The sequence below is a fragment of the Haloarcula sp. 1CSR25-25 genome (assembly GCF_032027985.1).
In the GTDB taxonomy this organism is placed as follows: domain Archaea; phylum Halobacteriota; class Halobacteria; order Halobacteriales; family Haloarculaceae; genus Haloarcula.
The window spans coordinates 350711-376478 of sequence record NZ_JAHYBW010000001.1; the positions used below are offsets into that span (position 1 = coordinate 350711).

The window sequence follows — 25768 nt, forward strand, 5'->3', positions numbered from 1 at the left end:
ACAGCAGTCTGACTACTCGGCGTACTCCGGCCGCTCCGCGTACTCGATGGGGTCGCGTTCCCCGATACGCTGGAAGGCTTCGAGCCGGAACGCACAGGCGTCACACGTCCCACAGGCCGGTTCGTTGTCCCGGTAACAGCTCCAGGTGTCCTCGTAGGGGACGCCGAGTTCGACGCCGCGGTCGGCGATGTCGGTCTTGGACCACTCGACGAAGGGCGCGACGAGGTCGATGTCGGTGTCGGGCTTCGTGCCGGCGTCGATGACGCCCTGGAAGGCGTCGAAGAAGGCGGGCCGGCAGTCCGGGTACCCCGAGAAGTCCTCGCTGTGTGCGCCGATGAAGACGGCCCCGCAGTCGTTGGCCTCGGCGTAGGAGACCGCCATCGAGAGGAGGTTGGCGTTCCGGAAGGGGACATACGAGGTCGGAATCTCGTCGCTGTCGGTGTCGGCGTCTTCCACGTCCATCGAGTCGTCGGTCAGCGACGACGCGCCGATACGGGTGAGGTGGCCGGTCTCGACGTGGAGGAAGTCCGCCGCGTCGACGTGGTCTGCCAGCGCGCTGGCGCAGTCGTACTCCCGGTCCTCGGTGTTCTGCCCGTAGCTGGTGTGCAGCAGGTACAGGTGGTCGTAGCCGCGGGTCTGTGCTTCGTAGGCCGCCGTGGCGCTGTCCATGCCGCCGGAGGCGAGCACGACAGCGCGGGTGTCGTCAGTCATCTGTTGTCGTTCGAGAGGTCGGTCAGGTGCCCGGTGCGTCGTTCCAGAGGTCGACGTGAAGCCGCGGCGTGTACCGGTAGCCGTACTCCAGCGCGAGGTCCGCGACTTCGGCCCGGGTCGCTTCGAGTTGGTCGCGGGTCTGGCCTTCCGGCATCAGTAACACGTCGTCGTCGTGCACGCGAGCGGACGCAGCGTCGCGGAGCCGCTCGACGTGGCGCTCGATTTCGGCCATGTCCGCCCGCCCCGTGACGACGAACTTCAGTTGCGTGTCGTAGGTTTCGACGAGTTCGGCCAGCGCGTCCAGGTCGAGTCGGCGCTGTTCGTGGCGGTCCGCCCACTCGCCGTCGCCGTCGGGGTCGCGGTCGGCCGTCGGCGTACTGGAGGCCAGTTTCGGGCTGACGCTGGCGAGGTCTATCGGTGCGTCGGGGACGACGGTCCCGTTGGTCTCGACTGTCGTGTGATAGCCCCGGTCGGCCAGTCGCTCCAGCAGGTCCGCGCTCGCGTCGTGGATGAGCGGTTCGCCGCCGGTGAGGACGACGTGGTCGGCGTCGTATTCTTCGATAGCCGCGACCACGTCGTCGACGGCGAACCAGTCGTGGGTCGGTTCCCACGAGGTGTGATAGGAGTCACAGAACCAACAGCGGAGGTTACAGCCGCTGGTCCGGACGAACACGGAGGGGACACCGGCCAGTCGGCCCTCGCCCTGGAGCGACTGGAACAGTTCGTTGACAGGGAGGTCGCCCGTCTCCGCGTCGGTGTCGGTTCGCTCGATATCGACCGCGGGCGCGTCGTCTGCGACCGGCATCAGCGGATGCAGAGTTCGCTGGTCTCCCGAACGGTGACGGCGACGTCCGACACCGTCGCCGGGAGGCGGTCGGCGAGGCGCTGCTCCAGTAGCGCGGCCATGACCTCGGCCGTCGGCGGATGCTCGAGGACGACTACCGCGTCGGCGTCGCCGCTGGCGTCGAAGGCCTCGACAAGCGGGTCGCCGGCCTCCAGCAGGAAGCGGTGGTCCCACTCGTCGACTACGTCCGTGACCACGCCCTTGTCGACGACCCACCCCTCGTCGGTGAGTTCGCCGGTGACGCGGACGGTGACCTCGTAGTTGTGTCCGTGCGGGCGCGAGCACTTCCCGTCGTGGTGTAGCAGCCGGTGGCCCGCAGAGATCCGGAGCGGCCGGTCACCGCCGACGACGAGTTCCCGTTCCCCCGCGTCGACAAGCGTGTCATCGGCCTTCGATAGTCGCTGAGACATACCACGATATTATCGGTGGGTGGCTTAACTCTCACGGGAGCCGGCCACCCACGCCCCGGGAACCGTATGTGGCTCAATATCCGCCGGAGTCGGCTCCGTCGAGTACTGTAGGTGTCTGAATCAGTCAGATTTCTCGTCGTCGACGGCCGCAAGCCGTCGGTCCATCGCCCGTAGATACTCGGCAGCAGCGTCGGGATGTTCGTTATCTAGCGCTGTGTGTACCTGCCGGCAGCCGTGGAGCAACTGCGCCCGTAACTCACACTCCGGGAGTTTGTTCCGACTGACCGTCTCAGCTGTCCCAACGGTCTGTCGAGCTGTGTCGAACTCCGCTGTGGCGACCGCCGCTGCCCCCTCTTGGGCGAGTTGTGTCAGCACCGCGTGTACGTCGCTTGGCAGGTCTCCAGGCACACATGCTACGTAGCTGTGCACAATGATAACGGTCATGCTACGTCGCCGGCGGCCATCGGCGTAAGGGATAGGTCACTGCAGGCCACAGAGACGGGTGTGACACGACGTGCCGTCGAACGGGAGTTCGAGCGTTACCTCTCGCAGTTCGTCGACGAGACGTACGCGGCGTTCGATGTGGGGGCTGTGCTACGCGGGTCGAACGGGAGCGGGGGCCGCGTCGCGAGCAAGCTCCTGAAGAACAGTCGCCCGCTGGAGCGCCACGTCGTCCGGCCGAAGCTCCAGTCCTACCAGCAGCAGATACTCGCCCAGTTAGAGCCGGTGCTCGACTACGCCGGCACTGACGCGGCGTTCGACGCCTACGCCGACGACGTGCTGGCCCACGACATCTACTGGAACGCGCTCCGGGACAGCGTCCGTGGCGACCGCCGGGACCGGATTCGGGACCGCCTGTTGGCCCGCCAGCGCTCGTTCGGGGACGACCTCGAACCGCTGGTCGCCGCCGACAGCGACGACTTCTGGACGGCCGTCACCGAGTCCTACGACCGGGAGACGGCGGCGGACATCGTCCAGACGCATTTCGAGTTCTCCGTCCCGCTGCGGGAGGACCGGACCGCCTTCGCCTTCGAACTCACCATCGACCCCGGTGAGGTGCTTGGCGGTCTCGCGCGGGCCCTGCCCACGCTCGACGTCGAGTTCACCGACGAGGCGCTGCGGTCGATGCGCCGCGCTGAACAGCAGGTCATTCCGGCGGCGAAAGCCGACGTGGAACAGGCCTACGAGGCGTAAGCCGGCGACGCCGCTGTTTTCCGTTTTGCACAGCACCGACTACGGCTCGGTGTTCCTCAGGAGTTCGGTCAGGAAGTGGACACGACGGCCGTCTTGGCACGTGGACGGCCGCGGTGTCAGGTATTGGTGTTGGTGTTGACTGACGACGGCAGGTGTGGTTTACTCACGTCGGTTCGGCCTCGGACTCCGCGAGACCGACATAGCATGGGAGCGTGGCAGCGAACGCCGGTGTCGGCGTTCACGTGCGGACTACAGTACGTAGACCAGTCGACCTGCCATCGATTTCCATGTTCCCGGTTGGTAAATAACCTACGGAATATGTTACTTCTATACCGAGTAAATCATTATACACCACAGTCAGAGACCAGAACACCGGAACGCCGAAGGGCGTGGAACTGCCAAAAATCTGGTAATTGTTCGACACTGGTCCTGGGAGTGAAGCGTAGAGCCGGCGGTGCCGGTTTCGCGTCAGTCCTCGAAGGGCCAGTCACCCGTAATCCGCATCCCCTCGGCGAGGTCCTGTGCTTCGAGGGCATCGGCTATCTCCGCGGGGTCTTTGTGGTCGGGCCGCACCGAGCCGTCTGCAAGCGTCACGGCGAGTTCGGTCAGCAGGACGGCCTGCTCGCGGAGGGCCCGGGGTTCCAGCTTGTCCAGCGTATCGGCGTGGGTGTGGCCCCAGCCACGCCCATCGCCGCCGGTTTCGCTGGTCACGTGATAGCCGGGAACGCCCCGCCGAACGAACGGCCAGTGGTCGCTGTGGGGGCCCTGCTCCGGCGTGAGTGTGATTGGGTGGTCAAAGCGGTCGGCCACGTCCCCGGCGGCGGCCGCCAGCGCGTCGAAACCGTGCGTGTAACAGTTCAGCGTGCGACCCTGAACGACGCCGTCGAAGTTGAGCACGGCCGTCACATCGTCGGTGGCAGTTTCCTCTGCCAGCCGGTTCGAACCGACTAGACCGACCTCCTCGGCACCGAAGGCGACGAACTCCACGCGGGTCTCCAGTTCGTCTTCGCGGCCGGCCAGTGCGCGAGCCACCTCGACGACCATCGCCGTCCCGGCGCCGTTGTCCATCGCCCCCTCCGCGATGTCGTGGGCGTCGACGTGACTGGTCACCAGCAGTCGCTCGTCGGTGTCCGGCCCCAGTTCGGCGTGGACGTTCTGGCTCGTCGCGTCGGGCGTCTCGCAGTCGACGGTGAGAGTGACGTCGTCGCCGGCGTAGCGACGCGCCAATCGCGCGCCCGTCTCACTGGCGACCCCGATTGCCGGAATCTCGCCGATAGGGGCCGCCGCCGTGCCGACGCTTCCGGTCGGGGGCAACAGCCCCTCGACGTGGTTGCGGTAGACGAACCCCGCGGCACCGGCCTCGACGGCGTGGTAGTACTTCTCCCGTCGGTGGATGTACCGGTCGTACCAGTCGGGCACGTCCGAGCGGGCCAGCACGATCTGGCCCTCGCAGTCGGCGTCCTCGAACTCCTCGGGGAGTCCGTGACCCACGTCCACCAGGCCGCCGGTCACTTCGCCGGCCGGCGACCGCGGCAGGGCGATACACTCGTGGGCCTGGGTCGCGACCGGCGACCCGTCGGCGTGGACGGCGCTGTCGCCCCGTTCCCACCCCTGTATCCCGAACTCCGAGAGCCGGGCGTCGCGAGCGTACGCCGCCAGCGCGTCCCGGGTCGCTTCAGCGGCCGCTCGCTCGCCGTCGCTGCCCGCCATCCGGTTCCCGATGTCGACCAGCGTCTCCAGGTGGCCCCACCCGGTCGCGCTGGTGAACGTTTCGCCGATCCAGTCGGTGTCGTCCATACCACTCGGTGGGGCCGTGCCGGGTTTGAAATTAGGGGTGGCCGTCAGACGCCCGACGCAACGATCAGGAGGGCGCGAACGGGCCGTACCGGCTGGTGAGCCCGTACGCCAGAACGGCCAGTACGGTGACGGCGAGCCCGGCGAGGAGCAGCGAGAGCAGGAAGTCAAGCGGCGTGAAAGCGATGACCGGCCGGTCAAGGAGGCGGTAGTACGTCGAAATGAGTCCGCTACCGAAGAGGGACGCGGCGAGAAACCCGCCGAAGCTGGCGAGGCCGACTGCGGAGGCGGCTGCGGTGCAGTACCGATGGGACAGGTCGCGGCGCCTGGCGTCGGCGTACACCAGCGCGGCCGCGGCCGGTGACACGAACAGAGCGACAAAAACCGGGAGGAGGGTCATGTCCGGACGGTTGGCTACAGGGCTACATAAAATCGGCTCCCGGGAACTGGCCAGTCACCGGCCCGGGGTCGCCGCCCTCCGGTATTTTGTCCGAGGAGTGCGAAGCCGACCTATGCGCGCGGCAGTGCTAGAGGCGTACGGCGAACCGCTTGCGATTCGGGACCGGGACGCCCCGACGCCGGGCCCGGACGGAGCCGTCGTGGAAGTCGAGGCCTGTGGTATCTGCCGGAGCGACTGGCACGCCTGGCAGGGCCACGGCGACTGGGCCGACGACGACGTGCCGCTGGGACAGGTGCTGGGACACGAACCCGCGGGCCGCGTCGTCGCGACCGGCGACCGGGTGTCGACGGTGTCGCCCGGGGACCGCGTCGTCGTGCCCTTCAACCTCGGCGACGGGACCTGTAGCTACTGCCGGAACGGCCACGGAAACGTCTGTACGGACGGCTACGCGCTCGGGTTCGAACCGGCGGTCCCGGGCGCGTTCGCCGAGCGGGTCGCCGTCCCGGCGGCCGACTACAACCTCGTTGGACTGCCCGACGGCGTCGGGTTCGACGCCGCGGCGGCGCTTGGCTGTCGGTACGTCACGGCCTTCCACGCGCTCGCACATCGGGCCGACGTCGACGCCGGGGACCGCGTCGCGGTCCACGGCTGTGGCGGCCTCGGACTGGCGGCTGTTCAGATTGCCGCGGCACTGGGGGCCAGCGTCATCGCCGTCGACATCCGGGCGGAACCGCTGTCGATGGCTCGCGATGTGGGCGCGCGTACCGTCGTCGACGCCAGTGCCGTCGAGGACGTGCCAGCGGTCATCGAGGGCGAAACCGACGGCGGCGCGGAGGTGTCCGTCGACGCCCTGGGCCGGGCCGAGACCTGCCGGAACAGCGTCCGGAGCCTCCGCCCCCGGGGTACGCACGTGCAGGTCGGGCTGACGACCGACGCCGAGCGCGGCGAGGTGGCGCTGCCGACCGACTGGATAACCCGCTGGGATATCGACGTGCTTGGGTCCCGTGGAATGCCGCCGTCGCGGTACGACGAACTCCTCCGCCTGGTCGCCGACGGACCGCTTGACCCCGGCGCGCTCGTCACTCGCCGGGTCGGACTCGATACGGTCCCGGAGCGACTGGTGGCGATGACCGACTACGGAACCGACGGCGTCGAACTGGTGACGGAGTTCGGGGCGTAGCAGACACGCTTTTCCCGCTTCCGCCTGACGGTTCAGGTATGTCCGGCACACTGCGTGAATCCGTCACCGAACCACTCCGGGACGCCGTCCCGTTCCTGGTCATCACCGCCCTGTGGGTCGTCGTGATGGTCGTCCTCTACGGCCTCTTTCTCGTGACCAAGCCGAGCGACATCAGCTACGACGCCTGGGTGCACGCGACGGTGTTTGCCATCCCAGCGATCGGGTTCCTGGGACAGATACTCCAGCAGGCGCTGTCGGGTCGGACCGGGTAAGCTACGGCACCGACACCTCACACCAGTTGTCGCCAGCTCCAGCTGGGTTCCCAGTCGAACAGCTGCCCGGCCTTGGCCGTGTCAATCAGGGCCGCGTAGGGGTTCCCGTCGTCGGCCTCCGGACCCCGATACTCCGCGTCAGGGTACAGCTCCGCCGCGAGCTCGGCACTCGGCGTCTCGGCGCTCGTGTCCGGCGCCGACACCCAGACCCGCTCGTGGCCGGCAAACGACGCCTCGACGGCTGCCTCGACGAGCGTGACGGCGTCTGTGGCGTGGACGTAGCCACAGAGGGTGTTGCGCTGGGTGTGGAAGTGGTCTGAGTCCCGGAGGCCAGCGAGTGTCCGGTCGGCCTCGACGAACGTCTCCCGGGCCGTGTCGTCGTCGACGACCCACGGGAACCGCAGTGAGGTGATTGTATCCGGCGTGTCCCCGCTCCGGCGGGCGAACCCGTCGGCGGCGACCTCCAGCGCCTGCTTGCCCATGCCGTAGGGCGTCGACGGCGTGAGCCGGTGGTCCTCGTCGACTGGGAGATAGTCGACGGTTATCGGTTCGGGTTCGAACCCCCCGCCGATGGCGCTGAAACTCGACGCCAGCACGGCCGTGTCGACGCCCAGTTCGCCGGCCGCCTCCAGCACGTTGTAACTGGACATGACGTTGCTCTCGTAGGTCAGGTGTCCGGGCGTCCGCTCGGGCGTGGGAATCATCCCGAGGTGGACGACGGCGTCGGGGTCGGCCTTCGCGAGTGCGCCGTACACCTCACCCGTGTCGAGCAGGTCCGTCTCGACGTACGCGTCTGCGTGATTCTCGCCGCGTTTGCCGCGTGAGAGGTTGACCGTTCGATACCCCCTCGAAGCTAGATGGGCAAGGACGTGCTGGCCGACGCGCCCGTTCCCGCCGGTGACAGCGACCGATTCAGGCATACGTAGGGCTGTTTCACACAGCCTCAAAACACTCCCGCAGGGCCGGTCGCTGCTTACGATTCAGCCAGCGACCGACGAACCGCGTCTTCGATCGGCGTCTGGTCGATCGGGACGACCGTCTGGAGGTCCATCTCCGGGTCGACCGTCACCGGGTTCCGCATACTCTCGGCCAGCGGTCGGGCAATGGCATACTGCACGTCTGTCGTGAAGCGGAGCCAGTGTGAGGACAGCCCCGGTGTCATCACTGGCACGGGGACGATAAACACCCGCTTGCCCTTCTCCGCTGCAGTGAGTTTCAGCAGCGACTCGTAGGACCACACCGACGGCCCGCCGATGTCGTAGGTCTCGCCGCGGGTTGCGTCGACGCCGAGTAGCTCCACGAGGTACCTGATGGCGTCGTCGACGCCGATGGGCTGACACGGTGTTCGGACCCACTTGGGGACGAGCATCAGCGGCAGGCGGTCGGTCAGGTCGTCGACAATCCGGAAGCTCGCGCTCTCCGGCCCGATGATGACCGCCGCCCGGAGCACCGTCAGGTCGAACGACCCCTCGGCCAGCACGGACTCGACTTCGCGCCGCGACGCCAGATGCGGCGAGAGGTTCTCCTCGTCACCGCTGATTCCGCTGAGATAGACGACCCGGTCGACGCCAGCAGCCGACGCCAAGTCGGCGAACCGGCGGGCATAGCGCCGGTCGAGCTCGGCGAAGTTCTCGGAGGTGAGCGAGTGGATGAGGTAGTACGCCACGTCGATACCGTCACAGAGGCTATCGAGGGAGTCCGGCTCGCCGAGGTCGCCCTCGAACGGCTCGACCCCGTCGGGAAAGGACTCCTCGCTCGCGCTCCGGGAGAAAGCCACCACATCGTGGCCTGCGTCGTCCAGGGCACGAACCAGTCGCTGTCCGATGAATCCGGTCGCACCCACAACGAGCACACGCATGTGTTCGTACCTTGTGTCGGAACCTCAAGGACGTTGCGGCATGGAATATCCCAGTCGGGTAGTCCCGGGGCCGTGAAAACGGGGAGCGAGGGATTTGAACCGAGTGGAGACGGTCGGCCTCGCTTCGCTCGGCCGCTGCGACTCCCCGGGTTCAGAATCCCTGCTGCCGGTTCGCTCACTACGTTCGCTGTACGGGCGGCGAGGGATTTGAACCCCCGACCATCTGGTCCGGAACCAGGCGTTCTGTCCGCTGAACTAGCCGCCCACAAGAAGTGCTATCGGACTGTCCGTCTTAACGGTTGTGAACTGCGGTGTCAGGGCGACTCGCCGGTTTCGATAGTGAACTCGCTGGTCGGGTACGCGACGCAGGTCAGGCAGTACCCTTCCTCCAGATCGTCGTCCATCAGCGACCCGTTGTTGCTGTGGCGGATGTAGTCCGTCGACGGGCCGTCCTCTATGTGGCCGGCACAGGAGATACACTGGCCCTCGCGGCAGGCGTAGGGGAGGTCCCAGCCCTCCTCTTCGCCGGCGTCGAGAATCGTCTCGTTGTTCGCGACTTCGATCGTCTCGCCTTCCTTGGCGAATTCGATCTCGTAGTACTCGACCTCGTCGTCGGCGATGTCGGCGGGGTCGAAGCCGTCGTCTTCTTCCTCGGCCTCTTCGCCTTCGCCGAGTTCGCCTTCGGCCTCACCGGCCGGAATCGCTGTGGCACCGCCGCCACCGATAGAGCGGTTGTACGGCTCCGGAAAGTCCGTCTCGGGGACTGTCGCGGCCCGCTGCTCAAGGACCTCCTGGGAGATGTCTTCCGGTGCCTCCCAACCGGTCCCTTTCGCGTAGTGGAGCGCGACCACTGTCAGGGTGAGCGTGGCCCCGGCGGCGAATGCAACGAGTTCTACCATGTGCACGGCTATGGAATACTGGTTTAATTAGCTGTTGTTTCAGCGCGCGAGCGCCGCCGACACCGCTGGACAGAGCAGCCCTCGGCCCCGAACGGAACCGATGGGGCCTGCCCATGGGTACCGGCGTCGGAGGCGAAACAGGGCGTGAAAATCGAACCGCTATCGCCTGCAGCCCTACTCGCGGCGCGGGACGTCGTGGCGGCCGAAGCCGTACCGGAGTCGGCTGGCGAGGCGGCGCGAGAACCGGCCGTCATCGGCCCGAGAGCCGAACCGCTCGGCCAGGGCCTGATAGATGAGCGGGACCGGGACCTCCTGTTCGAGCGCTTCCTGTACAGTCCAGGTGCCAGTCGACCCGCCCTCGACGCGGTCGGCCACGTCGCCGAGGTCGTTGCCCTCCTCGCGGAACGCCTCCTCACAGAGCTCCAGCAGCCACGAGCGGATGACGGCCCCGTTGTTCCACGTGTTGGCGACCGATTCGAGGTCGAGGTCGTACCGGCCGTTGGCCAGGAGTTCGAACCCCTCGCCGTAGGTCTGCATCAGCGCGTACTCGACGCCGTTGTGGACCATCTTGACGTAGTGGCCCGAGCCCGCCGGCCCCATCCGGTCGTGCCCGTCGGGACCGGTCGCGACGGCGTCGAAGACGGGGACCAGTTCGTCGTAGGCCCACTGCGGGCCGCCGACCATCAGCGAGAAGCCCAGTTCCGCACCGGCGGGGCCGCCGGAGGTGCCACAGTCGAGGTAGGCCGCGTCGGTCGACTCGGCCCGGCGAACTGAGTCCTCGAAGTAGGAATTGCCGCCGTCGACCACGATGTCGTCGTCGTCGAGTGTCGGGGCCAGTTCGTCCAGCGCGGCGTCGACCGGGTCCCCGGCCGGGACCATCAGCCAGACGCGTTTCTCCGAGCCGAGCGTCTCCGCGAGGTCCCCGATAGACGTTGCCGGTCGAGCCCCGGCGTCAGCCGCGTCGGCGACGCTCTCCTCGTCGATGTCGAAGACGACGACCTCGTGGCCGGCTTCGAGTACGCGGTCGACGACGATGCGGCCCATCCGTCCGAGTCCGATGACGCCAAGTTCCATACCGGGGGGTCGCCGACCGAACAGGTAGGGGTTGCGGTTCGTCGTACTGTCGGGAAAAGCGGAGCACGGACACCACCCGTGCCGTCGTCAGTCATACTACCGTCGCCAACCGATGTCGCGGTCGTGGGGAGGGCAGTCGCCGCGAATCCTGTCCCGTACTGCACTGGGGAATCCAGTTCTGGAATCAAAAAAATCTACGGAAGACAATCACATCATCCGTTGTACTCCGGGGACCATCGCCGTTTTGTTCCGGCCACGCCTGGGGGGAACATGGACGACCGCATACACGAACACGCCCGGACCCTCGTCGACTGGAGCGCTCGAATCGAGGCGGGCGACGACGTGGTCCTGGCCGTCGAGGACGGTGCCCACGACCTCGCAGTCGCCGTGGCCGAACAGCTTGGCGAACGCGGTGCGAACCTCCTGTCGACGTACCAGTCGGACGAACTCACGCGGGCCTATCTGGAGGGTCACGACGGGTCCTTCGCCGAGAACCCCGAATACGAACTGGCGCTGTACGAGCGGGCCGACAGCGTGCTGTTCCTGAAAGGGTCGAGAAACACCGCCGAGACGGCCGGCGTGGACAGCGACCGGCGGCAGGCGTACTCGACGGCCCGACAAGAGATCAGGGAGGCCCGGCTGGAGACCGACTGGGTGTCGACCCAGCACCCGACGCGGGCGATGGCACAGCAGGCCGGCATGGCCTACGCCGACTACGCGGAGTTCGTATACGACGCGACGCTGCGGGACTGGGAGGCGCTGGCGGAGGAACAGGCCCAGTTGAAGGAGATTCTCGACGACGGCGAGAAGGTCCGTCTCGTCGCCGACGGCACGGACATCACGCTGTTCATCGACGGCCGGGTCGCCGTCAACTCCGCCGCCAGCGTGGCCTACGACTCGCACAACCTCCCCTCCGGCGAGGTCTTTACCGCACCCTACGACACCGCCGGCGTCGTCACCTTCGACGTGCCGATGACGATACAGGGCCGCCGGGTGAAAAACGTCGAGCTGACGTTCAAGGACGGCGTCGTCGTCGACTGGTCGGCCGAGCAGGGCGAGGCGGTCATCGACGAGGTCATCGGAACCGACGGCGGCTCGCGCCAGCTCGGGGAGCTCGGCATCGGGATGAACCGCGGGGTCGACCGCATCACCGACAACATCCTCTTCGACGAGAAGATGGGCGGGACGGTCCACCTCGCGCTCGGGCGCGCGTACGACGCCTGTCTCCCCGAGGGCGAGTCCGGCAACGACAGCGCCGTCCACGAGGACCTCATCACGACGATGGGCGAGGGTTCGCGGCTCGAAGTCGACGGCGAAATCGTCCAGCGAGACGGCGTGTTCCGCTGGGAGGACGGGTTCGAGGGGTAGCCACAGAGTTCAGTTCCGTGGGCCGGGAACGGCTATTGCGCTGCTGTGGGCCGGGAGTGGCCTCCGTGCCACGACCCGGGGAAAGGCAGGTATGCCGAAGGCTGTGCTGACGATGTACCGCGAGCGGAGCGAGCGGTTTCACTCCGAGCGCGCTCACAGAGCGCGACTCGGAGGACGTTTTTGTACTAAATTTTTGCGAGCGGGGGTGCCCACAGGCCGCATCGCGGCCGAGGACACCCCCCGAAGTAAAAATTTAGATGGCGAGAAACTGCGACACCAGCCACTTGGTAAACGTCCCGGTGAGCGCGCCAATCCACGAGAGCACGACGTAGTGCATGTAGGTGTTGGCGTTGTGGCCCCCGTCGACGGTCCGTATCATCAGCGCCGACAGCATCGCGCCGAACATGATGATGATGATGAGCAGGAACTCGATGAGCGGGATGTTGTAGACGCTGGTGTTGATGAGCGAGGCGGCGTCGAGCCGGCTCCCGGTGGACAGGTTGAGCGACATGTCGGCGAGGATGTTGACGACCTGCAGGCCGATGAAGAAGGCGAACGTCGAGGCGGCGGTCATCCCGTACAGGAGGCCGACGAGCGTCGTCGTCGCTTGCTTGCGCTTCTGGCGCAGTTGCAACACCTCGTTCATGTTCTCGGAGATGAGCTCACCAAGTTGCTTGGGCGACCCACCCATCTCGCGGCCGATGAGGTACATCTCGGAGAAGGTCTGGATGAGATAGGAGCGACAGTCGGCGGTGAAAAAGCGCCAGGCGGCCGTCGGCTCGATGCGCATGTTCAGCCGCTTGTAGAGGTTGTCGATGTTCGGAGAGAGCGCGCCGAAGTCCTTCTTCCGGAGGGTGCGAAGCACCGCGCCGGTCGTGGACTGCTTCGCGCCTTCGGTCGCACCGAGCGCGCGGATGAAGTTCGGGAACTCCGAGTCCCGGTCCTTGATTCGCTGTTCCTCTTGGCGGAAGACGAGACCGGGGATGAGCATCGGCGTGATGGGCGCGGCGGCATAGAAGGGCATCGGAACCGAATCAAACATGAAAAGCAGGTCGTTCAGCGTGACCGGTGAGACGCCGAGCATCCCGCCCAGCGTGACGAACACGAGCACCATCGACAGCCCGACCCCCGCGGCCATCGATTTATCGAGTTTGGACTCGACCGGCGACGGGTAGTCCTCCGGATGGAACCACACCGGGTCGTAGGGGGCCATCGAACGGATGGCGAGGTAGAAGCCGGTCTGGACGAACACGAACATCACGATGACGGCGCTGACCGTCATCGTGGGGTTCGTTCCGGTCAGGATCGGCAGGACGACAGCGAACACCAGCGCGAACGTCATCGACAGAATCATCGACAGGTAGAGGTCTTTCATCACTTCCAGGCTGTCGAGCGAGCTCTTGTACACCGTCGAGTAGTGCTGGATGATCTGCTCCTGTTCGGTCAGGAGATAGTCGTCCAGTCCCTGTCCGGCCCCGAGCGTGTAGGCGAGGCGGTCGAAGAAGTCCGAAACAGCGCGGCTCGGGACCTGCTTGGCGCGACGGCGACAGGCGTCGTCGAGGCTCAGGTTCCAGGTGTCGACCAGCTGGACGATGCGGTGCATCTCCATCGCGAGTTCGCCGTACTCGTCTTCTTCGGCCAGCGTTCGGAACACCTCCATCCGGTCGATCTTCGTCGTCGCCAGCACGGTCATGTGCGTGATGAGCAGGTGAAACCGGTTGTTGAGCTCGCGCTTGCGCTGGCTCAGCAGGATCTTCGGGTAGAAGACCGCCGACCCCATCACAAGGAACCCGAGCAGCGGGATGGGCGCGCGGATTGCGAGCGGGAGGTCAAGCAAGACGGCGACGATCGTCGAGATGATGAAGAAGGCGGCGGCCGGCAGCAGGATGAAAAGGAGGTACCGCTCCAGCGGGATCGACATCTGGCGGTAGGACTCGAGGAGGGACTGTATCGTCTCAGATATCGTCAGGTCGATGTCGCTCTCGGCTTCGCCCTGTGCCATCGTTAGTCCGGCCTGGCCATGTTGAACGGAATCCCCTCGACACCGTCGCGTTGGAAGTCCGAGATGAAGTCGTTGACCTCGTGATATCCCAGAATCCCCTCCTGGATGGCCCGCTCGATGAGGTTCGCGCGGAACTGGAGGTCGTCGTAGATGTCACGCGTGTCCTCGTAGCCGAGCAGGGTCGCAATCTGCTCTTCGAGGACGAAGGAGTTGTTCATCCCCTGGAAGATGATCTCGTCCTCGACGGGGTCCCAGTTGAACACCTGCCGGGTGACGACGCCGTCCATCTCCTTGGAGTACCCCTCGATCTCCTGGACGCTGGTCACGCGGCGCAGGACCTGGTCGCCCTGTTTGACGCGGTTCTGGAACAGCGCCACGTCGGCCACGTCCATGAACGTCTCGGGGACGTTGATGGGTTCGCCGGTGAAGCGCTGGATCATGGAGACGATGTCGCTCGCGTGGAAGGTCAACATCACCGGGTGGCCGGTCTGGGCGGCCTGGAACGCCATCCGCCCCTCCTCGCCACGGACCTCCCCGACGATGATGTAGTCGGGGCGAGACCGCAGCGCGGCGGCGACCAGGTCGAACATGTCGATGCTGGTCCCCTCGTCCTCGCCCTCGCGGGTCAGCAGCTGCTGCCAGGTGTTGTGCGGGGGGAGCACCTCGGCGGTGTCCTCCGCGGTGTAGATCTTCGCGTCGTCGGGGATGAACGAGGTGATGGCGTTCAGCGTCGTCGTCTTCCCGGACGCCGTCTCCCCGACCACGAACACGGTCTGTTCGTTCTCCAGGCAGAGCCAGAGATACGCGGCCAACTGCGGCGACAGCGTCATCCACTTCGTAATCTGGAAGATAGAGAGCGGCACCTCGTCGCCCTGACGGATGGTGAGCGAGGGGCCTTTGAGGCTCACGTCGTCGGAGTAGATGAGGTTCAGACGCGACCCGTCCGGGAGCGTCGAGTCGACGATGGGGTCGGAGTCGGAGACGGGGTCGCCCATCCGTTCGCCCATGTTGCGGAGCCACTGGTCGAACGATTCCTCGCTCTCCCACTCGACAGTGGTTTCGAGCATGCCGTAGACCCCGTGGTCGACGTGGCACTCGCTGCGGCCGATGACGTGGATGTCCTCGTTGGCCGGGTCGCGCATGACCGGTTCGAGCGGGCCGAGGCCGACGATGTCGCGGTTCAGCCGGTAGAGGATGTTCTCGTAGGTCTCCTGTGTGACCTCGACGCTGCTCACGTCGGTCAGGCTCGACAGGCGCGTGAGGACGCCGCTGTCGCTGTCCTCGTCCCGGACCTTCGTGGTCTCCTGCAGGAGTTCCTCGATGCGGTCGTCGAACTGGGCCTCGTTTTCGGGCGCGGGCTTGTTGACGCTGCGCTGGAGCAGGCGGTTCCGGACCTTCCCGAAGACGGCCCGTTCGTCGTCGTCGAGTTCCGGCTCGATGGCGTAGTACTTCATGTCCTGGCCAACGTCGCCGTAGATATGACAGAATATAGGGCCACCGACCGGGTAGAGCACGTTCGGCCGGTTCGTCTCGTACTCGTCGTCGGCCTCGTCGATGAGCATCGGGAACTCACCGGTGATCTGCTTGAACTTCTTCAGGTGGTCCCGGAGATGGGGCCGCCGCGCTGCCATCTGTCGAAGCTCGTCCGACGGTTTCGCACGTCCGTGGTCAGTCATATCTTATATCACCTCTAGGCGACACTCCGCGATTCGATGACGATGCCGGTTCCCGAGCGGACCGAGAACCCGATGGTGTCACCGACCTGTTCGCCCATGCCGGCAAAGCGGAGGACGTTGATCTGCCGGCGCACGTCGTTGCCGACCTCGATCATCTCCAGTTCGATGAACACGTCGGCGATGGCCCGGAACGGACCGATAGCCTCCTCGTCCAGCGTCGACGGGTCGACGGTGAGCATGATGCATTTGCCCTGTGAGATGACGTCACGGAAGTAGGAGATGACCTCCAGTGCGGCCTGTCGCTCCTCGTTTTGCCGGACGAGGGCCTCGAACTTGGGGTCGTTCCGGAGGATGGCGTCGAACGTGTCGATGACGATGACGTCGGCGTCCCACATCACCTCGGCCTCCATCAGCCGCTTGAGGAGTTCCTTGCGGTCGGACTTGTCGTCACCGCCGGTGAGGGCGTTGGACTCGCCGATGTCGGCGTGCAGGAAGAGCACGTCCTCGTCGAGGATGTGGTCCACCATGTCATACGACAGCGAGTGCATCTGGTCGAGGAAGCTCCCGACAGTGAGTTCCGTCGAGAGGTAGGTCACCTCGTGACCCTCTTCACAGAGGCCGTAGGTGAACCGCTGGCTCATAGCGGATTTCCCGGCCCCGTAGTCACCCTCGACGAGGATGATACTGCCGGGGGGGATACCGCCGCCCAGCTCCTTGTTCAGTCGGTCGTGGTCGTCCAGGCCGAGTGAGAATAGGTCAGTGCTTGCGATACTCATGTGTTGAACTCGAACACCTCCTCGTCGCCGTTGACGATGAGCTTCAGCCGGTGGTCGCCGCTGTTGAGGGTGCGGTCTATATCGATTCGGACGACACCGCCGGGCCGCCAGCTGTTCCCGCCGTCGGGCTCTAAGGTCACCGTGTAATCACTGGCGAACACCCCGTCCACGAACAGGTCCATCTGCCCGGGAACCGGAGCCAGCGTCTCTGAGCCAGTGTTCTTGACGTGGATAGTTATCGTGCCGCTGTCGTAGATGTTGTCGCTGCCGCTGTCGGAGATTATCTCCACGTCGGTCCGGACGTCGCTGCTCACGTCCAGCCCCTGTTCCGAGACGGCGTTGCTCAGTTCGCCGATGCTGCTGGTGAACACGCCGGCCACGCTCGCGGCGATGGCCATCGACGCGATGAACAGTATCAGATGCGAGACGGAGACGCTCGCCATGTTAGCTCACCACCATCGTGTCAGCAACGCCGTTCTCCGTGACGACTTTCACCCGGTCGGGCGGACTACTGAACGAGGTGACGGTAATCTCTAACCGCTCCTGTGACGCCCAGATATCCGTTGAGGGTTCGGTGTCAACGGTCGTGTCATAGCCCGTCTGATAATCGTTGTCGACCAGCAGGTCGGTTGCTTCGACCGACAGCGTCTCCGACCCGGTATTGTCGACGCTCACGACGAGGTTCTCGTTGCCGCTCGCGTTCCACGTTGCCGACGCAATCGAGATGTCGGTGTTCTGCTGGTCGAGCAGCCGGTCGCGCTGGTCCTCGCGGGCGTCGTTGACGCGCTCGAAGCCGTTGGCGCTCGCGGAGTAGAACATCCCGAAGCCGATGAAGGCAGCCACGAAAATGATGGCAGCCGAGCCGCTAACGCTGAATCCCATCGGAACCACCTCCACTCACCAGCTTCGAGAGCGCAACGGCGTCAGCGCCGCTGTCACTGTCGAGTTGCGAGATGTAGTGTAAGCTCTCCGTGTGGTGGTCGATAGACAGCCCATCCCCAGTGTCGTTCACGTCGTCGAAGCCCCTGAGATACTCCGTGAGCTGGTCCGCGACTGACTCGTCGATCCAGTCGATGGTCTCGTAGTAGTCGATGGCGCGGGCCGTCTCACGATAGCCCGAGTGCTGGACCAGGAACTCCAGCCACTCGACGATGATGAGATCAGCCGCGAACCCCTCCGGCATCGTCGACAGGTACGGCTTCCCGTCGGCGTCCGCCCCGTCGTCGGCGTCAGCATCCGTCTCCGACCCGTCGTCACTCCCCGCGGCCGCCGTGTCAGTTTGCGTAGCGGTCGGTTCCGGCTCTGGGTCCGGCTCCACGGCAGGCTCGGGCTCTGGGTCCGGTTCGGGTTCCGGCTCCGTGGCTGGCTCGGGTTCGGGCTCCGGTTCGGCTTCCGTGACCGCCTCGTCGTCGGACCCGTCGTCCCCGATGACCTCATCGAAGAGGTCGTCGTCTTCCAGCCCGCTCGCATCGCCGTCCCCGTCGTCCTCGCTCAGCATGTCGTCGCCCTCCTCAGCTAGCAGGTCGTCATCTTCTTCGGCAAGGGGGTCATCACCGTCGTCGTCCCCCTCACCGTCGGGTTCCTCGCCCTCGGCCCACTCGGCGTCGCCGGACTCGTACTCGTCTTTGAGCTCTGCGAACGATTTGCCGCCGTCGCCGTCGTCGCTGTCTTCGTCCATACTCTCCCCGTCGTCCATGCTCATCCCGTCGTCCATGCTCATGTCGTCCTCCGTATCGTCGAAGTCGTCGAACTCCTCGTCGAACGACCCGCCGTCGTCCTCGAAGCCGCCCATGTCGTCGCCGTCGTCGGGGAACATCTCGTCGACACCGCCGTCGTCCATCGACATGTCGCCGCCGGTGTCCTCAGTCAGGTCCTCGTCGAAGAACCCTTCGGCGTCGGCGTTGGCGACGTCGTCGTCGATATCGTCCTCGGTGTCGTCGCCGCCGTCGTCGTCGAAGAGACCGAAAGAGCCGCCACCGGCGTCGCCCATGCCGCCCATGCCACCGTCGACGTCGTCGGCGAAGGGGTTGACGCCACGGGTGACCATCTCGTAGATGTCGAGCAGCTTCCTGACGTTCTCTTCGGTCTCTTCGACGGACTCGGAGATGCTCTCGTTTTCTGTCCGCACCGTGTTGACCGTCGAAGAGAGGCTGCCGACCTCGTTTTCCAGTTCGTCGAGGCGGTGTTCCAGTTCGTCGGTGTCTGGCCCGCTTGCGTCCTCCATGTCGCCGAACTCGTCGTCACCGAACCCACCCATGTCGTCGCCACCATCGTCGAGGCCGCCGAGGCCGCCGAGGTCGTCGCCGCCACCGCCGTCGTCAGCCATCAGGCCGCCGCCGTCGGCCATCTCGCCGCCACCGCTGTCCTCGCTCGGGTCCCCGCTCTCGTCGTCCGACAGGATCGAATCGAACATGTTCTTGATGCTCATACCGACCAGCCCGCCGGTAAGCAGGACAAAGAGGGCGGGTACCAGTCCAGCCAGTTCCGGCGAGACGGCTGGAGTCAGTGGCACGAGAGCGAGACTACTCATCTCTTGTATCTCACGCTTTTTCTACTCTTGAATATTCCCCTTAGCGTATCATATTTGATAATAATATCCCATTTTTCGGGCTCAGACAGGGTAAATTAACGTTCCAGGTACTAGCGTTTTACATTTCAGTTTGATTTCGGGCTGTGAGGCAGGGAACAGAGCGTATCAGCGCGTCCCCGGCAGACAGGCGGCTGTCGCCCGTCTGACGCCCGGATTCACGCGGAACCGCTGTCGCCCGTCTGAGCGGTATTCACGCCCGCTGTTGTTCGCGTCACAGCGTTATCGAATCCGTGTTTGCGCTTTTCACAACGAGGTCACCGGTGTCCGCCTCGAGCTTGACAGACCGGCCGTGGTCGCCACCCAGGTCCTCGCCGACAACGGGAACGCCGTGTTCCTCGAGCGTCTCGCGCACTTGCTTCGCGTTTCGCGAACCTATCGAGGACCCGTTCTCTGAGAAATCGAGCATGTCGCTCCCGCCGGCGATTTTGGCTTCCATCGTCTCCGTCGACGCCCCGGCGTCCGCCATGGCCTCGATGAGCGCTTCGATGCCCGTGTCCGCGAACTTCGCGCGGTTGCCGCCGTCGATATCGGCTGCTGACGGGAGCATCACGTGAACGAGCCCGGCAACCGTGCTACGGGTGTCGTATATCCCGATCCCAACACAGGAGCCGAGCCCGCTCGTGGTCAGCATGGCCGGCTCCGTGGTCACCTTGTACTCCGCGATGCCGACCTTGATTCGCTCCGGCGAGCTCTGGTCGGGACTCTCCGTCTGGCTGCCATCGTATACCTTCATTATTTGAATATCTGTTCCACGTCCGCGTCGGTCTCGGTCGCCCGCTCGACGTCGAGATCGTTGAGGGCGTCGCGCAGCTCTTTCTCGTTGGGCAGGGCGTGAATCTCTGCCCTGAACTCGATGTCGTCGGTCCGCATCCGGGAGTCGATGATGAACGCGTGCTCCTGATACTGGCCGACCTGCGCCGCCAGCGGGTCCATGATCGCTCGCCCCATGTCGTGGACGAGCCGCGGCGGCGTGTGTTCGACTGACGTCTGGAGGACGTTGGCCCAGCCGTCGACGAACCCGCTGGTGATTATGTTCCCCAGTTCCTCGATAGCGGCCTTGTGCTGGTCGGTCAGCTCGTCGCTGTCCATCTCGATAGGCATCATCGCCTCCGCGACGTTGATCGCGGAAACCTCGTCGAACAGCACCATGAGGTAGCCACTGGGCGTCCCAGTGAACTCGACGACTGTCCCGACGAACGTGTCCGTGCCGATCTGCTTTGGGACGTCTTCGATGGGGGCGAAACTGATCTGGGTCACCTCCGACTCCGTCGGGATGCCGGTCATCATCTCGACGTTGTCGGCGGCTTTCTGGGTCCCGCTGGTCGTCATCTCGTTGAACGTCTGGAGCTTGTCGATGGGGACGGCGTCGCCGTCCGTATCGACGTGCTCCACCATCATCTCCGTGAGCGACTCGTACTCAGGGAGCATGTAGATGTAGAAATTCACCGATTCGTCGATCCATTCGATCTCAGATTTGAACACGAACACCTGCTGGTGATCGGCGTTCTCGGGGGCATCGGGGAGAATGTCACTGCCGGACTCCTCGATGTACGCCGGCGGCGAGTGGTCGATAGTCGCACCGACGTAGTCGGCCCACCCGTCGATGAAGCCGCTCATCATGATATTGCCCACCTCCTCGATGGCGCTTCTGGCCATCGCCACGTCGTCGCCGCTGCCGGGCATCATCTCCTCGCTGATAGTCCCGGCGCTGTCCACGTCAAAGGCGAGGACCGTATCCCCCTCCAGGACGCCGTCGAAGGAGAACTGCACGCCGACGAAGTCCCGGTCGGCCAGTTCCTCGCCGACGTCTGCTCTGTCGAGCAGCGTAATCTTTGTCACGTCGACGACGGCGTCGATACCCGTCATCTGGCCCATCGACTGGGTGGCCTGTTCCGCCCCCTCGTGAGCGAGTTGGTTGAACGTACCGAGCGACTGGATATCGACGTTCATCTATGAGGGGACGACGTCCTCGATAGCCTCGATAACGCTGGGTTTCTGGAACGGCTTGGTGATGTACCCGTCAGCCCCCGCCTTCACTGCCTCCTTCATCTTCTCTTCCTGCCCGACGCTGGTACACATGATAACGTTCGCGTCGGGGTTGGACGATTTGATCTCGTCCGTGGCCTCGATGCCGTCACGGATGGGCATCACGATGTCCATCATCACCAGATCCGGGCCTTTCTCTTTGAACACTTCGACTGCTTCGACTCCGTTCTCGACCTCCCCGACGATCTCGTGATCTTCTTCGAGAATTTCACGGAGGAGGTTACGCATAAACTCCGAATCGTCGGCTATCAGTACGTCTGGCATGCTTATCAAGGCTACATATCCCGATGAGTTAGATAAAGGTGTCCCGTAAATTATCGCGTGTGATATCGGTGGGGCCCGAAACCCGGAGACGACAGCCGCTATCCTCGTGGTGATACGCTCCCACTGCAACTGCGATGGCGGCACACCCACATCGGCGTCGCAAGAGACGGAGCTAGAAGGTTGCGCCGTCCCGCGCCTCAATAGCTTCGACGAGGTCAGCGATACTGTCGTCGGGCGAGAGGCCGGTTGATTGTACCATACGCTTGAAATTTTCGGGCGGATGTTTTACCGGGACGTTAGATTCGGAAAGCAGAATGCCAAGCACGTTTTCGACCGACGTCGACCCGTCCATCTGCCGCCCGTACCAGAGCATGAAACTCTCGAATACGGTGATGATGTCATTGGAGACGACCTGTTGCTGGTCGACGTTGCCGTCGAACTTCGCAGTCACGTCGAACCCATACCGACTGTTTGATTCGGCCATCTGTTCGGCGAGCCACTGGTGGACGTTCGCGTCGGTAAACTCGGGCGTGTCGGGTTCGGGAGCCGGATCTGACGCCTGGTCCGGTCCGGAGTCAGACGGAACATGATTGCCGTAGGAATCGTCGGTTCGCACGTCCGAGGAGACGACGTACCGGCCTTCGTCGATCTCCGTGACGTGTTCGTCGTCCGCAATGTCCAGTTCCTCCGGGGAGAGTATCTTCCCGTCCTCTGGATTCGGTTCGTCTGACCCCGAGGCCATGGAGATATATGAGAGAGGGGATGATATAATTCCGTCGCTGCTCGGGGTAGCCGACACGGTTTTGGCCGGTCGTCGGTATCCGTAACTGTGATCGAACCGAATCGGCACCGGGAGCGAGCGGCCACGGAACGGCGGGCACAGAGCTCCGTCGGGTCGATTATCCTCCTGATCGCGGCGCTGCTTATCGCCGCGGCGACGGCCGGCGTGCTGTTCGAGGTGGTCGGTGGGTTCCAGTCCGACGCGGCCACGGCCAGCGACAAGAGCGCCGACCGGGTCATCGCACGGGCCGAAGTCGTCGGCACCACCGGGCACGTCAACACCACCGGCGAAACCGTCGAAGCCGTGACACTCGTCGTCAAACGGGCGGAAGGGGGCGGGAATATGGACCTCGGCGACGTCGTCGTCGGGACGACAATCGGGAGCGGGGCCAACGCGCCGGTGGGCACCTCGACCCAGGTTTCGCTTACCGCGCTCGCGGACGACGACGACTCGCTGGCGCGGGGGATTCTGAACGACGACAACGACCGGGCGGCGCTGCGAATCGACATCGCGGCGCTGACGGGGGTAGAGCTCCAGCCCAGCGAGAGCGGCACGATACGGCTGCTGTCGCCCGATGGCGCGACGACGACGGTCAGAGTTTCCGTCCCGTCGTCGCTCACCGGGAAGACGACGGTCCCCCTCTGAGGTCCCAGCGACATCGACAGTGGACTCGAACTGTGTGATGGGCCCTACTCTGTCGTGGACTGATAGAGCGCTCCCGACGCCCGACAGTTCACCGACGGCGGACAGCCACACTGCGACGCGTCGCCGTTCTTCGCACGAGGGCTGGTGCAGTCGTTCTTGTCGACTTACCGAAGCCCGAAGTCGTGCTGTCGTTCGCACCGCTGCCACGGGCCGCCCCGTTTCGCTACGCTGGCGGCGATGTCTCACGTCACGGTATGGGGACAGGGCTGCATCGACTGCGAGGCAGTGCGCGAACACCGCCGGTTCGGCTTTCGGCCTGTCCGGCGTAGCGCTTCTTCCTGAATCTCGGCATGGGTTCGCTCGTTGCCGTCGCAAGGTGTGACGCGAAAACAGAGACGCCGCAATGGTACACAGCGCACCGCAACGCGTGTGCCGACCGCAGTAGTCACGTCACGAGTAGTCACCGAAGCCAGCGCAGGCGAAACCCCGACAACCGCACGGGATGGCTGTCGCTGGTCGGGTGGAAAACAGAGAAAAACCCCTGCAGTCGAAAGAAGCCTTAGACCTGCACCGCAGTTTCGCCCGATAGCGTGTTGGGCACGCTAATGCGGATTTCGGTGGTTGCGCCGGACTCCGTCGTCAATTCGAGCGTCATCGTCTCACCGGTTTCGAGCGTGCCAGGGTCGATAGTAATTTCGAACCGGTCAGCGTCGGTCATCACCGGAATCGAGTCGTCCTCGTCCTGGACGGCCTGGACACCGAACGTCTCACCCTGGGTGGCACTGGTGCCGCCGTAGGTCAGCGTGTTGGTTCCGCTCGGGCCGATGGTCGTAATCGTCGATGCTTCGAGGTTGATTTGGTCCGCGCCGGAGCCTTTGATCGCGATGATGTTGACTTCGGAGACGCCGCCGCCACCAGCCTCGTATCCACCATTGACAAGGTAGTACTGTGGTGAACTACCCGCGGGGACGCTGCCAGAGTCGAAGTCACCGTCGCCAAGACCATCTAACGCGAGGTCAAGCGTCACTTCGGAGTTCTCTAGCTGAATCGTACCACTATCCGGAGTTGCCCCGATCGGGTTACTCCCAAACGGATCCACAGTTAGGCTACTACCAGTCTCCTGGTTGACCAGTCGGATTTCATCATTCGAGACAATTTCAAACTGAATCTCATCGCCAATGTTCACATCTATTGATTCAGAGCCAGCATCAATCGTTCCAGAGTCTCCGGCAACAGTAAACGTATCGCCGTCACTAATCTGAGCAGTACTACCACTGGCACCCTGAACGGGGATGTACCGCTCACCGTTGTTTCCTAATTGAAGACCGATATCGGCTGAACTAGGACTAGTAGAATCGTCGGAAACAATATCCGCCGAACGTAGGACATACTCGCCATTAACGGGGTCATCAACGGTTCGAAGTAGGGCAATTCCGTCACCATCGCCACCACCAGCAACGGAAAGTGCAGCACTACCAGTACTAATGGTCGTCGTCGCACCAGTTCGAGTATTTTGCACTTCCACTGACGACGCCGACTCCTGAGTGAATGTTAACTCGTCATCTTGTTGGACTGCAACATCACCATTGAGCGTGAGTTCGCTCGTACTACCTAGTAAATCTACGGTAACTGAAGATCCTGAATCAATCGCGAACTCATTCCCAGTGGACGTTTCTATCAGGACAGTGTCAGCACTTCCACTCCCTGCGACCGTCCCAGTCTTCGATGCCACCTGAATCTGGTTGGTCACCTGGTCGCTACTTTCTTGGCCGGTCTGTTCAGCTGAACTCTGCAGGAAGCCAGCAGTGTTTATCAGGACGCCTGCCGCAATCGCGGCGACGAGCACCATCGCGATGAACACGATGAGGGTCCCGATACCCACTTGGCCTCGGTCTTCTGGATTTGTAATGCGTTCGAACATGTGTAGTCCGGGTCGCTCTGACCCTATCGGAACAAATACGTACCACCTAATAACACCATCCCTCAAAATTTTATTCCTGATAACGAGGGTTTCAGCCGGTTTAGACCGTGATGCTCGAAAGTATCTAGCACCGATTTGAAGCCATATTTCGACAGTATAGGAACCAGCGGGAAAACTCGGAATCAGTATTGAAAATTAATTTTGCGAGCCAGGAACGGACGTCGACGACCCGGATCGGAGGTCGTCACTCGTACGTGACGAGACTGTACATCACGAACAGATAGCCGAAGGTCGTCAGTCCGCTGTTGACCAGCAGGAGCGACCGGACGCCCTCGAAGTTGTTGATAAACGCACTAATCATCGTGGCGGCCGCGCCCGCGATCGCCAGCGAGAACCCCACCGAGAGATGGAGCATCGCACGCCGGGATGTCTGGACGTACGCCCGCATGGCCATCCCGACCATCGTCAGTCCGGCCACGACAAACACAAGCGTCGAGATGGCATAGAGGAGTTCTATCATCAGCACTGTAGAGTGCTACAGCGAACCCGTTATTAAATCCACGCACGAAAATATCTCTCGTGATAACGCCGGTTTGAGAGGCTCTACCGCTCGGAGAGGGTCCGCCACGCCTCGTCGAGTTTGTTGGTCACTTCGGTCCGCTCTTCGATGTGGACAGTCAGCTCGTCCTCGAAGTCGACCCGGACCTCGTCGACGTTGCGCCGGTACACCTTGATGCGACGGCGGTCGTCGGAGAGGATATTGTCGTGGAGCTCCAGGAGGTCGTGTTCGGTCAGTTCGTCGATCCGTCGGTAACACGTCGCAATGGGGATTCCGAGTTCGTCGCTGAGCTCCTGTGCGGAGACCGGTTCGTCCGTCGCGTCGAGGATTTCGGCGCTGTATTTATTGCCAAGCGTCTGAAGAATCTCCCCTGAATCCATCGTTATCAAATCATAAATTCAGTCGATTATAAAGCTATCGCCTGTGATATCGAGACGAATGGCGGCGAATACCAGTTCTGGCGGAATTACGCGAAAATAGGGTTCTGTGTGGCTTTAACGGCCG

Annotated in this window: 28 protein-coding genes, 1 tRNA gene and 1 pseudogene; 5 read left to right on the forward strand and 25 right to left on the reverse strand. The window is 63.9% G+C overall.

Annotated features, from left to right (window positions below; genetic code table 11):
- Positions 1-12: 12 nt before the first annotated feature.
- The 4 genes from queC to KZ498_RS01580 form a co-directional block, all read right to left on the reverse strand.
- Positions 13-711, reverse strand: coding sequence for a 7-cyano-7-deazaguanine synthase QueC (gene queC / locus KZ498_RS01565; protein ID WP_312616230.1), 699 nt, complete (start codon positions 709-711; stop codon positions 13-15).
- Positions 712-733: 22 nt separating this feature from the next.
- Positions 734-1516 (reverse strand): 7-carboxy-7-deazaguanine synthase QueE, encoded by a 783-nt coding sequence (locus KZ498_RS01570; protein ID WP_312616232.1) that lies wholly within the window; start codon positions 1514-1516, stop codon positions 734-736.
- The gene (locus KZ498_RS01575; protein ID WP_312616233.1) at positions 1516-1965 is read right to left on the reverse strand and encodes a 6-pyruvoyl tetrahydropterin synthase family protein; all 450 of its coding nucleotides are present in this window, start codon (positions 1963-1965) and stop codon (positions 1516-1518) included. The genes KZ498_RS01570 and KZ498_RS01575 overlap by 1 nt, the downstream gene beginning before the upstream one ends.
- A 120-nt stretch (positions 1966-2085) precedes the next feature.
- The gene (locus KZ498_RS01580) at positions 2086-2373 is read right to left on the reverse strand and encodes a hypothetical protein (RefSeq protein ID WP_312616234.1); all 288 of its coding nucleotides are present in this window, start codon (positions 2371-2373) and stop codon (positions 2086-2088) included.
- A 96-nt stretch (positions 2374-2469) separates the two neighbouring features.
- Here KZ498_RS01580 and KZ498_RS01585 point away from each other — a divergent pair, with 96 nt between their 5' ends.
- A complete protein-coding gene (locus tag KZ498_RS01585) occupies positions 2470-3159 on the forward strand; it encodes a hypothetical protein (RefSeq protein WP_312616236.1) in 690 nt (229 codons plus the stop codon).
- 468 nt (positions 3160-3627) lie between these two features.
- Here the strand turns inward: KZ498_RS01585 and KZ498_RS01590 are convergent, their stop codons facing one another.
- Together KZ498_RS01590 and KZ498_RS01595 are read right to left on the reverse strand one after the other, a co-directional pair.
- Entirely contained in the window at positions 3628-4956 is a 1329-nt protein-coding gene (locus tag KZ498_RS01590; RefSeq protein ID WP_312616237.1) for a M28 family peptidase, read from the reverse strand.
- A gap of 64 nt (positions 4957-5020) precedes the next feature.
- Entirely contained in the window at positions 5021-5353 is a 333-nt protein-coding gene (locus KZ498_RS01595) for a hypothetical protein (protein ID WP_312616239.1), read from the reverse strand.
- A 112-nt stretch (positions 5354-5465) separates the two neighbouring features.
- Here KZ498_RS01595 and KZ498_RS01600 point away from each other — a divergent pair, with 112 nt between their 5' ends.
- A complete protein-coding gene (locus KZ498_RS01600) occupies positions 5466-6533 on the forward strand; it encodes a zinc-dependent alcohol dehydrogenase family protein (protein WP_312616241.1) in 1068 nt (355 codons plus the stop codon).
- Positions 6534-6571: 38 nt separating this feature from the next.
- Entirely contained in the window at positions 6572-6805 is a 234-nt protein-coding gene (locus tag KZ498_RS01605; RefSeq protein ID WP_312616242.1) for a hypothetical protein, read from the forward strand.
- A gap of 17 nt (positions 6806-6822) precedes the next feature.
- Here the strand turns inward: KZ498_RS01605 and KZ498_RS01610 are convergent, their stop codons facing one another.
- From KZ498_RS01610 to gnd, 5 genes are all read right to left on the reverse strand, one after another.
- Positions 6823-7725: an NAD(P)-dependent oxidoreductase gene (locus KZ498_RS01610; protein WP_312616243.1), complete on the reverse strand. Its 903-nt coding sequence runs from the start codon at positions 7723-7725 to the stop codon at positions 6823-6825.
- Positions 7726-7778: 53 nt separating this feature from the next.
- Positions 7779-8663: an NAD(P)H-binding protein gene (locus KZ498_RS01615; RefSeq protein ID WP_312616244.1), complete on the reverse strand. Its 885-nt coding sequence runs from the start codon at positions 8661-8663 to the stop codon at positions 7779-7781.
- A 192-nt stretch (positions 8664-8855) separates the two neighbouring features.
- Positions 8856-8928, reverse strand: a tRNA-Arg gene (locus KZ498_RS01620).
- 49 nt (positions 8929-8977) lie between these two features.
- A complete protein-coding gene (locus tag KZ498_RS01625; protein WP_312616245.1) occupies positions 8978-9562 on the reverse strand; it encodes a 2Fe-2S iron-sulfur cluster-binding protein in 585 nt (194 codons plus the stop codon).
- A gap of 174 nt (positions 9563-9736) precedes the next feature.
- On the reverse strand, positions 9737-10636 hold the full coding sequence (gene gnd, locus KZ498_RS01630; RefSeq protein ID WP_312616246.1) for a phosphogluconate dehydrogenase (NAD(+)-dependent, decarboxylating): 900 nt from the start codon (positions 10634-10636) through the stop codon (positions 9737-9739).
- 270 nt (positions 10637-10906) lie between these two features.
- On the opposite strand from gnd, the gene KZ498_RS01635 reads away from it, so the two are divergent.
- Entirely contained in the window at positions 10907-12004 is a 1098-nt protein-coding gene (locus tag KZ498_RS01635; protein WP_312616248.1) for an aminopeptidase, read from the forward strand.
- A gap of 253 nt (positions 12005-12257) precedes the next feature.
- Here KZ498_RS01635 and flaJ read toward each other — a convergent pair whose 3' ends face one another.
- The 10 genes from flaJ to KZ498_RS01685 all read right to left on the reverse strand — a co-directional run bounded on the left by flaJ (position 12258) and on the right by KZ498_RS01685 (position 22100).
- The gene (gene flaJ / locus KZ498_RS01640) at positions 12258-14006 is read right to left on the reverse strand and encodes an archaellar assembly protein FlaJ (protein ID WP_312616250.1); all 1749 of its coding nucleotides are present in this window, start codon (positions 14004-14006) and stop codon (positions 12258-12260) included.
- A 2-nt stretch (positions 14007-14008) separates the two neighbouring features.
- Positions 14009-15682, reverse strand: a complete 1674-nt coding sequence (locus KZ498_RS01645; protein ID WP_312616252.1) for a type II/IV secretion system ATPase subunit — start codon at positions 15680-15682, stop codon at positions 14009-14011.
- A 14-nt stretch (positions 15683-15696) separates the two neighbouring features.
- Complete coding sequence (locus KZ498_RS01650) at positions 15697-16458, reverse strand: ATPase domain-containing protein (protein ID WP_312616253.1); 762 nt, start codon at positions 16456-16458, stop codon at positions 15697-15699.
- Positions 16455-16901 carry a flagellar protein G gene (locus KZ498_RS01655; protein ID WP_312616254.1) on the reverse strand — a complete coding sequence of 149 codons (447 nt, stop codon included), beginning with the start codon at positions 16899-16901 and terminating at the stop codon, positions 16455-16457. The genes KZ498_RS01650 and KZ498_RS01655 overlap by 4 nt, the downstream gene beginning before the upstream one ends.
- Position 16902: 1 nt before the next feature.
- A complete protein-coding gene (locus KZ498_RS01660) occupies positions 16903-17340 on the reverse strand; it encodes a flagellin (protein ID WP_312616256.1) in 438 nt (145 codons plus the stop codon).
- Positions 17324-18988 carry a FlaD/FlaE family flagellar protein gene (locus KZ498_RS01665; protein ID WP_312616258.1) on the reverse strand — a complete coding sequence of 555 codons (1665 nt, stop codon included), beginning with the start codon at positions 18986-18988 and terminating at the stop codon, positions 17324-17326. The genes KZ498_RS01660 and KZ498_RS01665 overlap by 17 nt, the downstream gene beginning before the upstream one ends.
- Positions 18989-19259: 271 nt before the next feature.
- Complete coding sequence (locus tag KZ498_RS01670) at positions 19260-19781, reverse strand: chemotaxis protein CheD (RefSeq protein ID WP_312616259.1); 522 nt, start codon at positions 19779-19781, stop codon at positions 19260-19262.
- Positions 19781-20998 carry a chemotaxis protein CheC gene (locus KZ498_RS01675; RefSeq protein WP_312616260.1) on the reverse strand — a complete coding sequence of 406 codons (1218 nt, stop codon included), beginning with the start codon at positions 20996-20998 and terminating at the stop codon, positions 19781-19783. Before KZ498_RS01675 ends, KZ498_RS01670 begins: the two co-directional genes overlap by 1 nt.
- The gene (gene cheY, locus KZ498_RS01680) at positions 20999-21358 is read right to left on the reverse strand and encodes a chemotaxis protein CheY (protein WP_312616262.1); all 360 of its coding nucleotides are present in this window, start codon (positions 21356-21358) and stop codon (positions 20999-21001) included.
- Between the two features lie 172 nt (positions 21359-21530).
- A complete protein-coding gene (locus KZ498_RS01685; protein ID WP_312616263.1) occupies positions 21531-22100 on the reverse strand; it encodes a hypothetical protein in 570 nt (189 codons plus the stop codon).
- A gap of 87 nt (positions 22101-22187) precedes the next feature.
- Here KZ498_RS01685 and KZ498_RS01690 point away from each other — a divergent pair, with 87 nt between their 5' ends.
- Complete coding sequence (locus KZ498_RS01690; RefSeq protein WP_312616265.1) at positions 22188-22784, forward strand: archaellin/type IV pilin N-terminal domain-containing protein; 597 nt, start codon at positions 22188-22190, stop codon at positions 22782-22784.
- 559 nt (positions 22785-23343) lie between these two features.
- On the opposite strand, the gene KZ498_RS01695 is transcribed toward KZ498_RS01690, so the two are convergent.
- The 4 genes and pseudogenes from KZ498_RS01695 to KZ498_RS01705 all read right to left on the reverse strand — a co-directional run bounded on the left by KZ498_RS01695 (position 23344) and on the right by KZ498_RS01705 (position 25644).
- Positions 23344-24309, reverse strand: a complete 966-nt coding sequence (locus KZ498_RS01695) for a hypothetical protein (RefSeq protein ID WP_396276095.1) — start codon at positions 24307-24309, stop codon at positions 23344-23346.
- Between the two features lie 42 nt (positions 24310-24351).
- Positions 24352-24705: pseudogene (locus tag KZ498_RS24670) on the reverse strand (archaellin/type IV pilin N-terminal domain-containing protein); the annotation flags it as partial.
- A 244-nt stretch (positions 24706-24949) separates the two neighbouring features.
- Positions 24950-25225: a hypothetical protein gene (locus tag KZ498_RS01700; protein WP_312616268.1), complete on the reverse strand. Its 276-nt coding sequence runs from the start codon at positions 25223-25225 to the stop codon at positions 24950-24952.
- A gap of 83 nt (positions 25226-25308) precedes the next feature.
- Complete coding sequence (locus KZ498_RS01705; protein ID WP_312616269.1) at positions 25309-25644, reverse strand: helix-turn-helix domain-containing protein; 336 nt, start codon at positions 25642-25644, stop codon at positions 25309-25311.
- Positions 25645-25768 lie beyond the last annotated feature (124 nt).

Excerpts from the sequence above, each read along its gene's own strand:
- queC (WP_312616230.1), bottom strand. The coding sequence starts at position 711 with ATGACTGACGACACCCGCGCTGTCGTGCTCGCCTCCGGCGGCATGGAC.
- KZ498_RS01570 (WP_312616232.1), bottom strand. The coding sequence starts at position 1,516 with ATGCCGGTCGCAGACGACGCGCCCGCGGTCGATATCGAGCGAACCGAC.
- KZ498_RS01575 (WP_312616233.1), bottom strand. The coding sequence starts at position 1,965 with ATGTCTCAGCGACTATCGAAGGCCGATGACACGCTTGTCGACGCGGGG.
- KZ498_RS01590 (WP_312616237.1), bottom strand. The coding sequence starts at position 4,956 with ATGGACGACACCGACTGGATCGGCGAAACGTTCACCAGCGCGACCGGG.
- KZ498_RS01595 (WP_312616239.1), bottom strand. The coding sequence starts at position 5,353 with ATGACCCTCCTCCCGGTTTTTGTCGCTCTGTTCGTGTCACCGGCCGCG.
- KZ498_RS01600 (WP_312616241.1), top strand. The coding sequence starts at position 5,466 with ATGCGCGCGGCAGTGCTAGAGGCGTACGGCGAACCGCTTGCGATTCGG.
- KZ498_RS01605 (WP_312616242.1), top strand. The coding sequence starts at position 6,572 with ATGTCCGGCACACTGCGTGAATCCGTCACCGAACCACTCCGGGACGCC.
- KZ498_RS01610 (WP_312616243.1), bottom strand. The coding sequence starts at position 7,725 with ATGCCTGAATCGGTCGCTGTCACCGGCGGGAACGGGCGCGTCGGCCAG.
- KZ498_RS01615 (WP_312616244.1), bottom strand. The coding sequence starts at position 8,663 with ATGCGTGTGCTCGTTGTGGGTGCGACCGGATTCATCGGACAGCGACTG.
- KZ498_RS01625 (WP_312616245.1), bottom strand. The coding sequence starts at position 9,562 with ATGGTAGAACTCGTTGCATTCGCCGCCGGGGCCACGCTCACCCTGACA.
- gnd (WP_312616246.1), bottom strand. The coding sequence starts at position 10,636 with ATGGAACTTGGCGTCATCGGACTCGGACGGATGGGCCGCATCGTCGTC.
- KZ498_RS01635 (WP_312616248.1), top strand. The coding sequence starts at position 10,907 with ATGGACGACCGCATACACGAACACGCCCGGACCCTCGTCGACTGGAGC.
- flaJ (WP_312616250.1), bottom strand. The coding sequence starts at position 14,006 with ATGGCACAGGGCGAAGCCGAGAGCGACATCGACCTGACGATATCTGAG.
- KZ498_RS01645 (WP_312616252.1), bottom strand. The coding sequence starts at position 15,682 with ATGACTGACCACGGACGTGCGAAACCGTCGGACGAGCTTCGACAGATG.
- KZ498_RS01650 (WP_312616253.1), bottom strand. The coding sequence starts at position 16,458 with ATGAGTATCGCAAGCACTGACCTATTCTCACTCGGCCTGGACGACCAC.
- KZ498_RS01655 (WP_312616254.1), bottom strand. The coding sequence starts at position 16,901 with ATGGCGAGCGTCTCCGTCTCGCATCTGATACTGTTCATCGCGTCGATG.
- KZ498_RS01660 (WP_312616256.1), bottom strand. The coding sequence starts at position 17,340 with ATGGGATTCAGCGTTAGCGGCTCGGCTGCCATCATTTTCGTGGCTGCC.
- KZ498_RS01665 (WP_312616258.1), bottom strand. The coding sequence starts at position 18,988 with ATGAGTAGTCTCGCTCTCGTGCCACTGACTCCAGCCGTCTCGCCGGAA.
- KZ498_RS01670 (WP_312616259.1), bottom strand. The coding sequence starts at position 19,781 with ATGAAGGTATACGATGGCAGCCAGACGGAGAGTCCCGACCAGAGCTCG.
- KZ498_RS01675 (WP_312616260.1), bottom strand. The coding sequence starts at position 20,998 with ATGAACGTCGATATCCAGTCGCTCGGTACGTTCAACCAACTCGCTCAC.
- cheY (WP_312616262.1), bottom strand. The coding sequence starts at position 21,358 with ATGCCAGACGTACTGATAGCCGACGATTCGGAGTTTATGCGTAACCTC.
- KZ498_RS01685 (WP_312616263.1), bottom strand. The coding sequence starts at position 22,100 with ATGGCCTCGGGGTCAGACGAACCGAATCCAGAGGACGGGAAGATACTC.
- KZ498_RS01700 (WP_312616268.1), bottom strand. The coding sequence starts at position 25,225 with ATGATAGAACTCCTCTATGCCATCTCGACGCTTGTGTTTGTCGTGGCC.
- KZ498_RS01705 (WP_312616269.1), bottom strand. The coding sequence starts at position 25,644 with ATGGATTCAGGGGAGATTCTTCAGACGCTTGGCAATAAATACAGCGCC.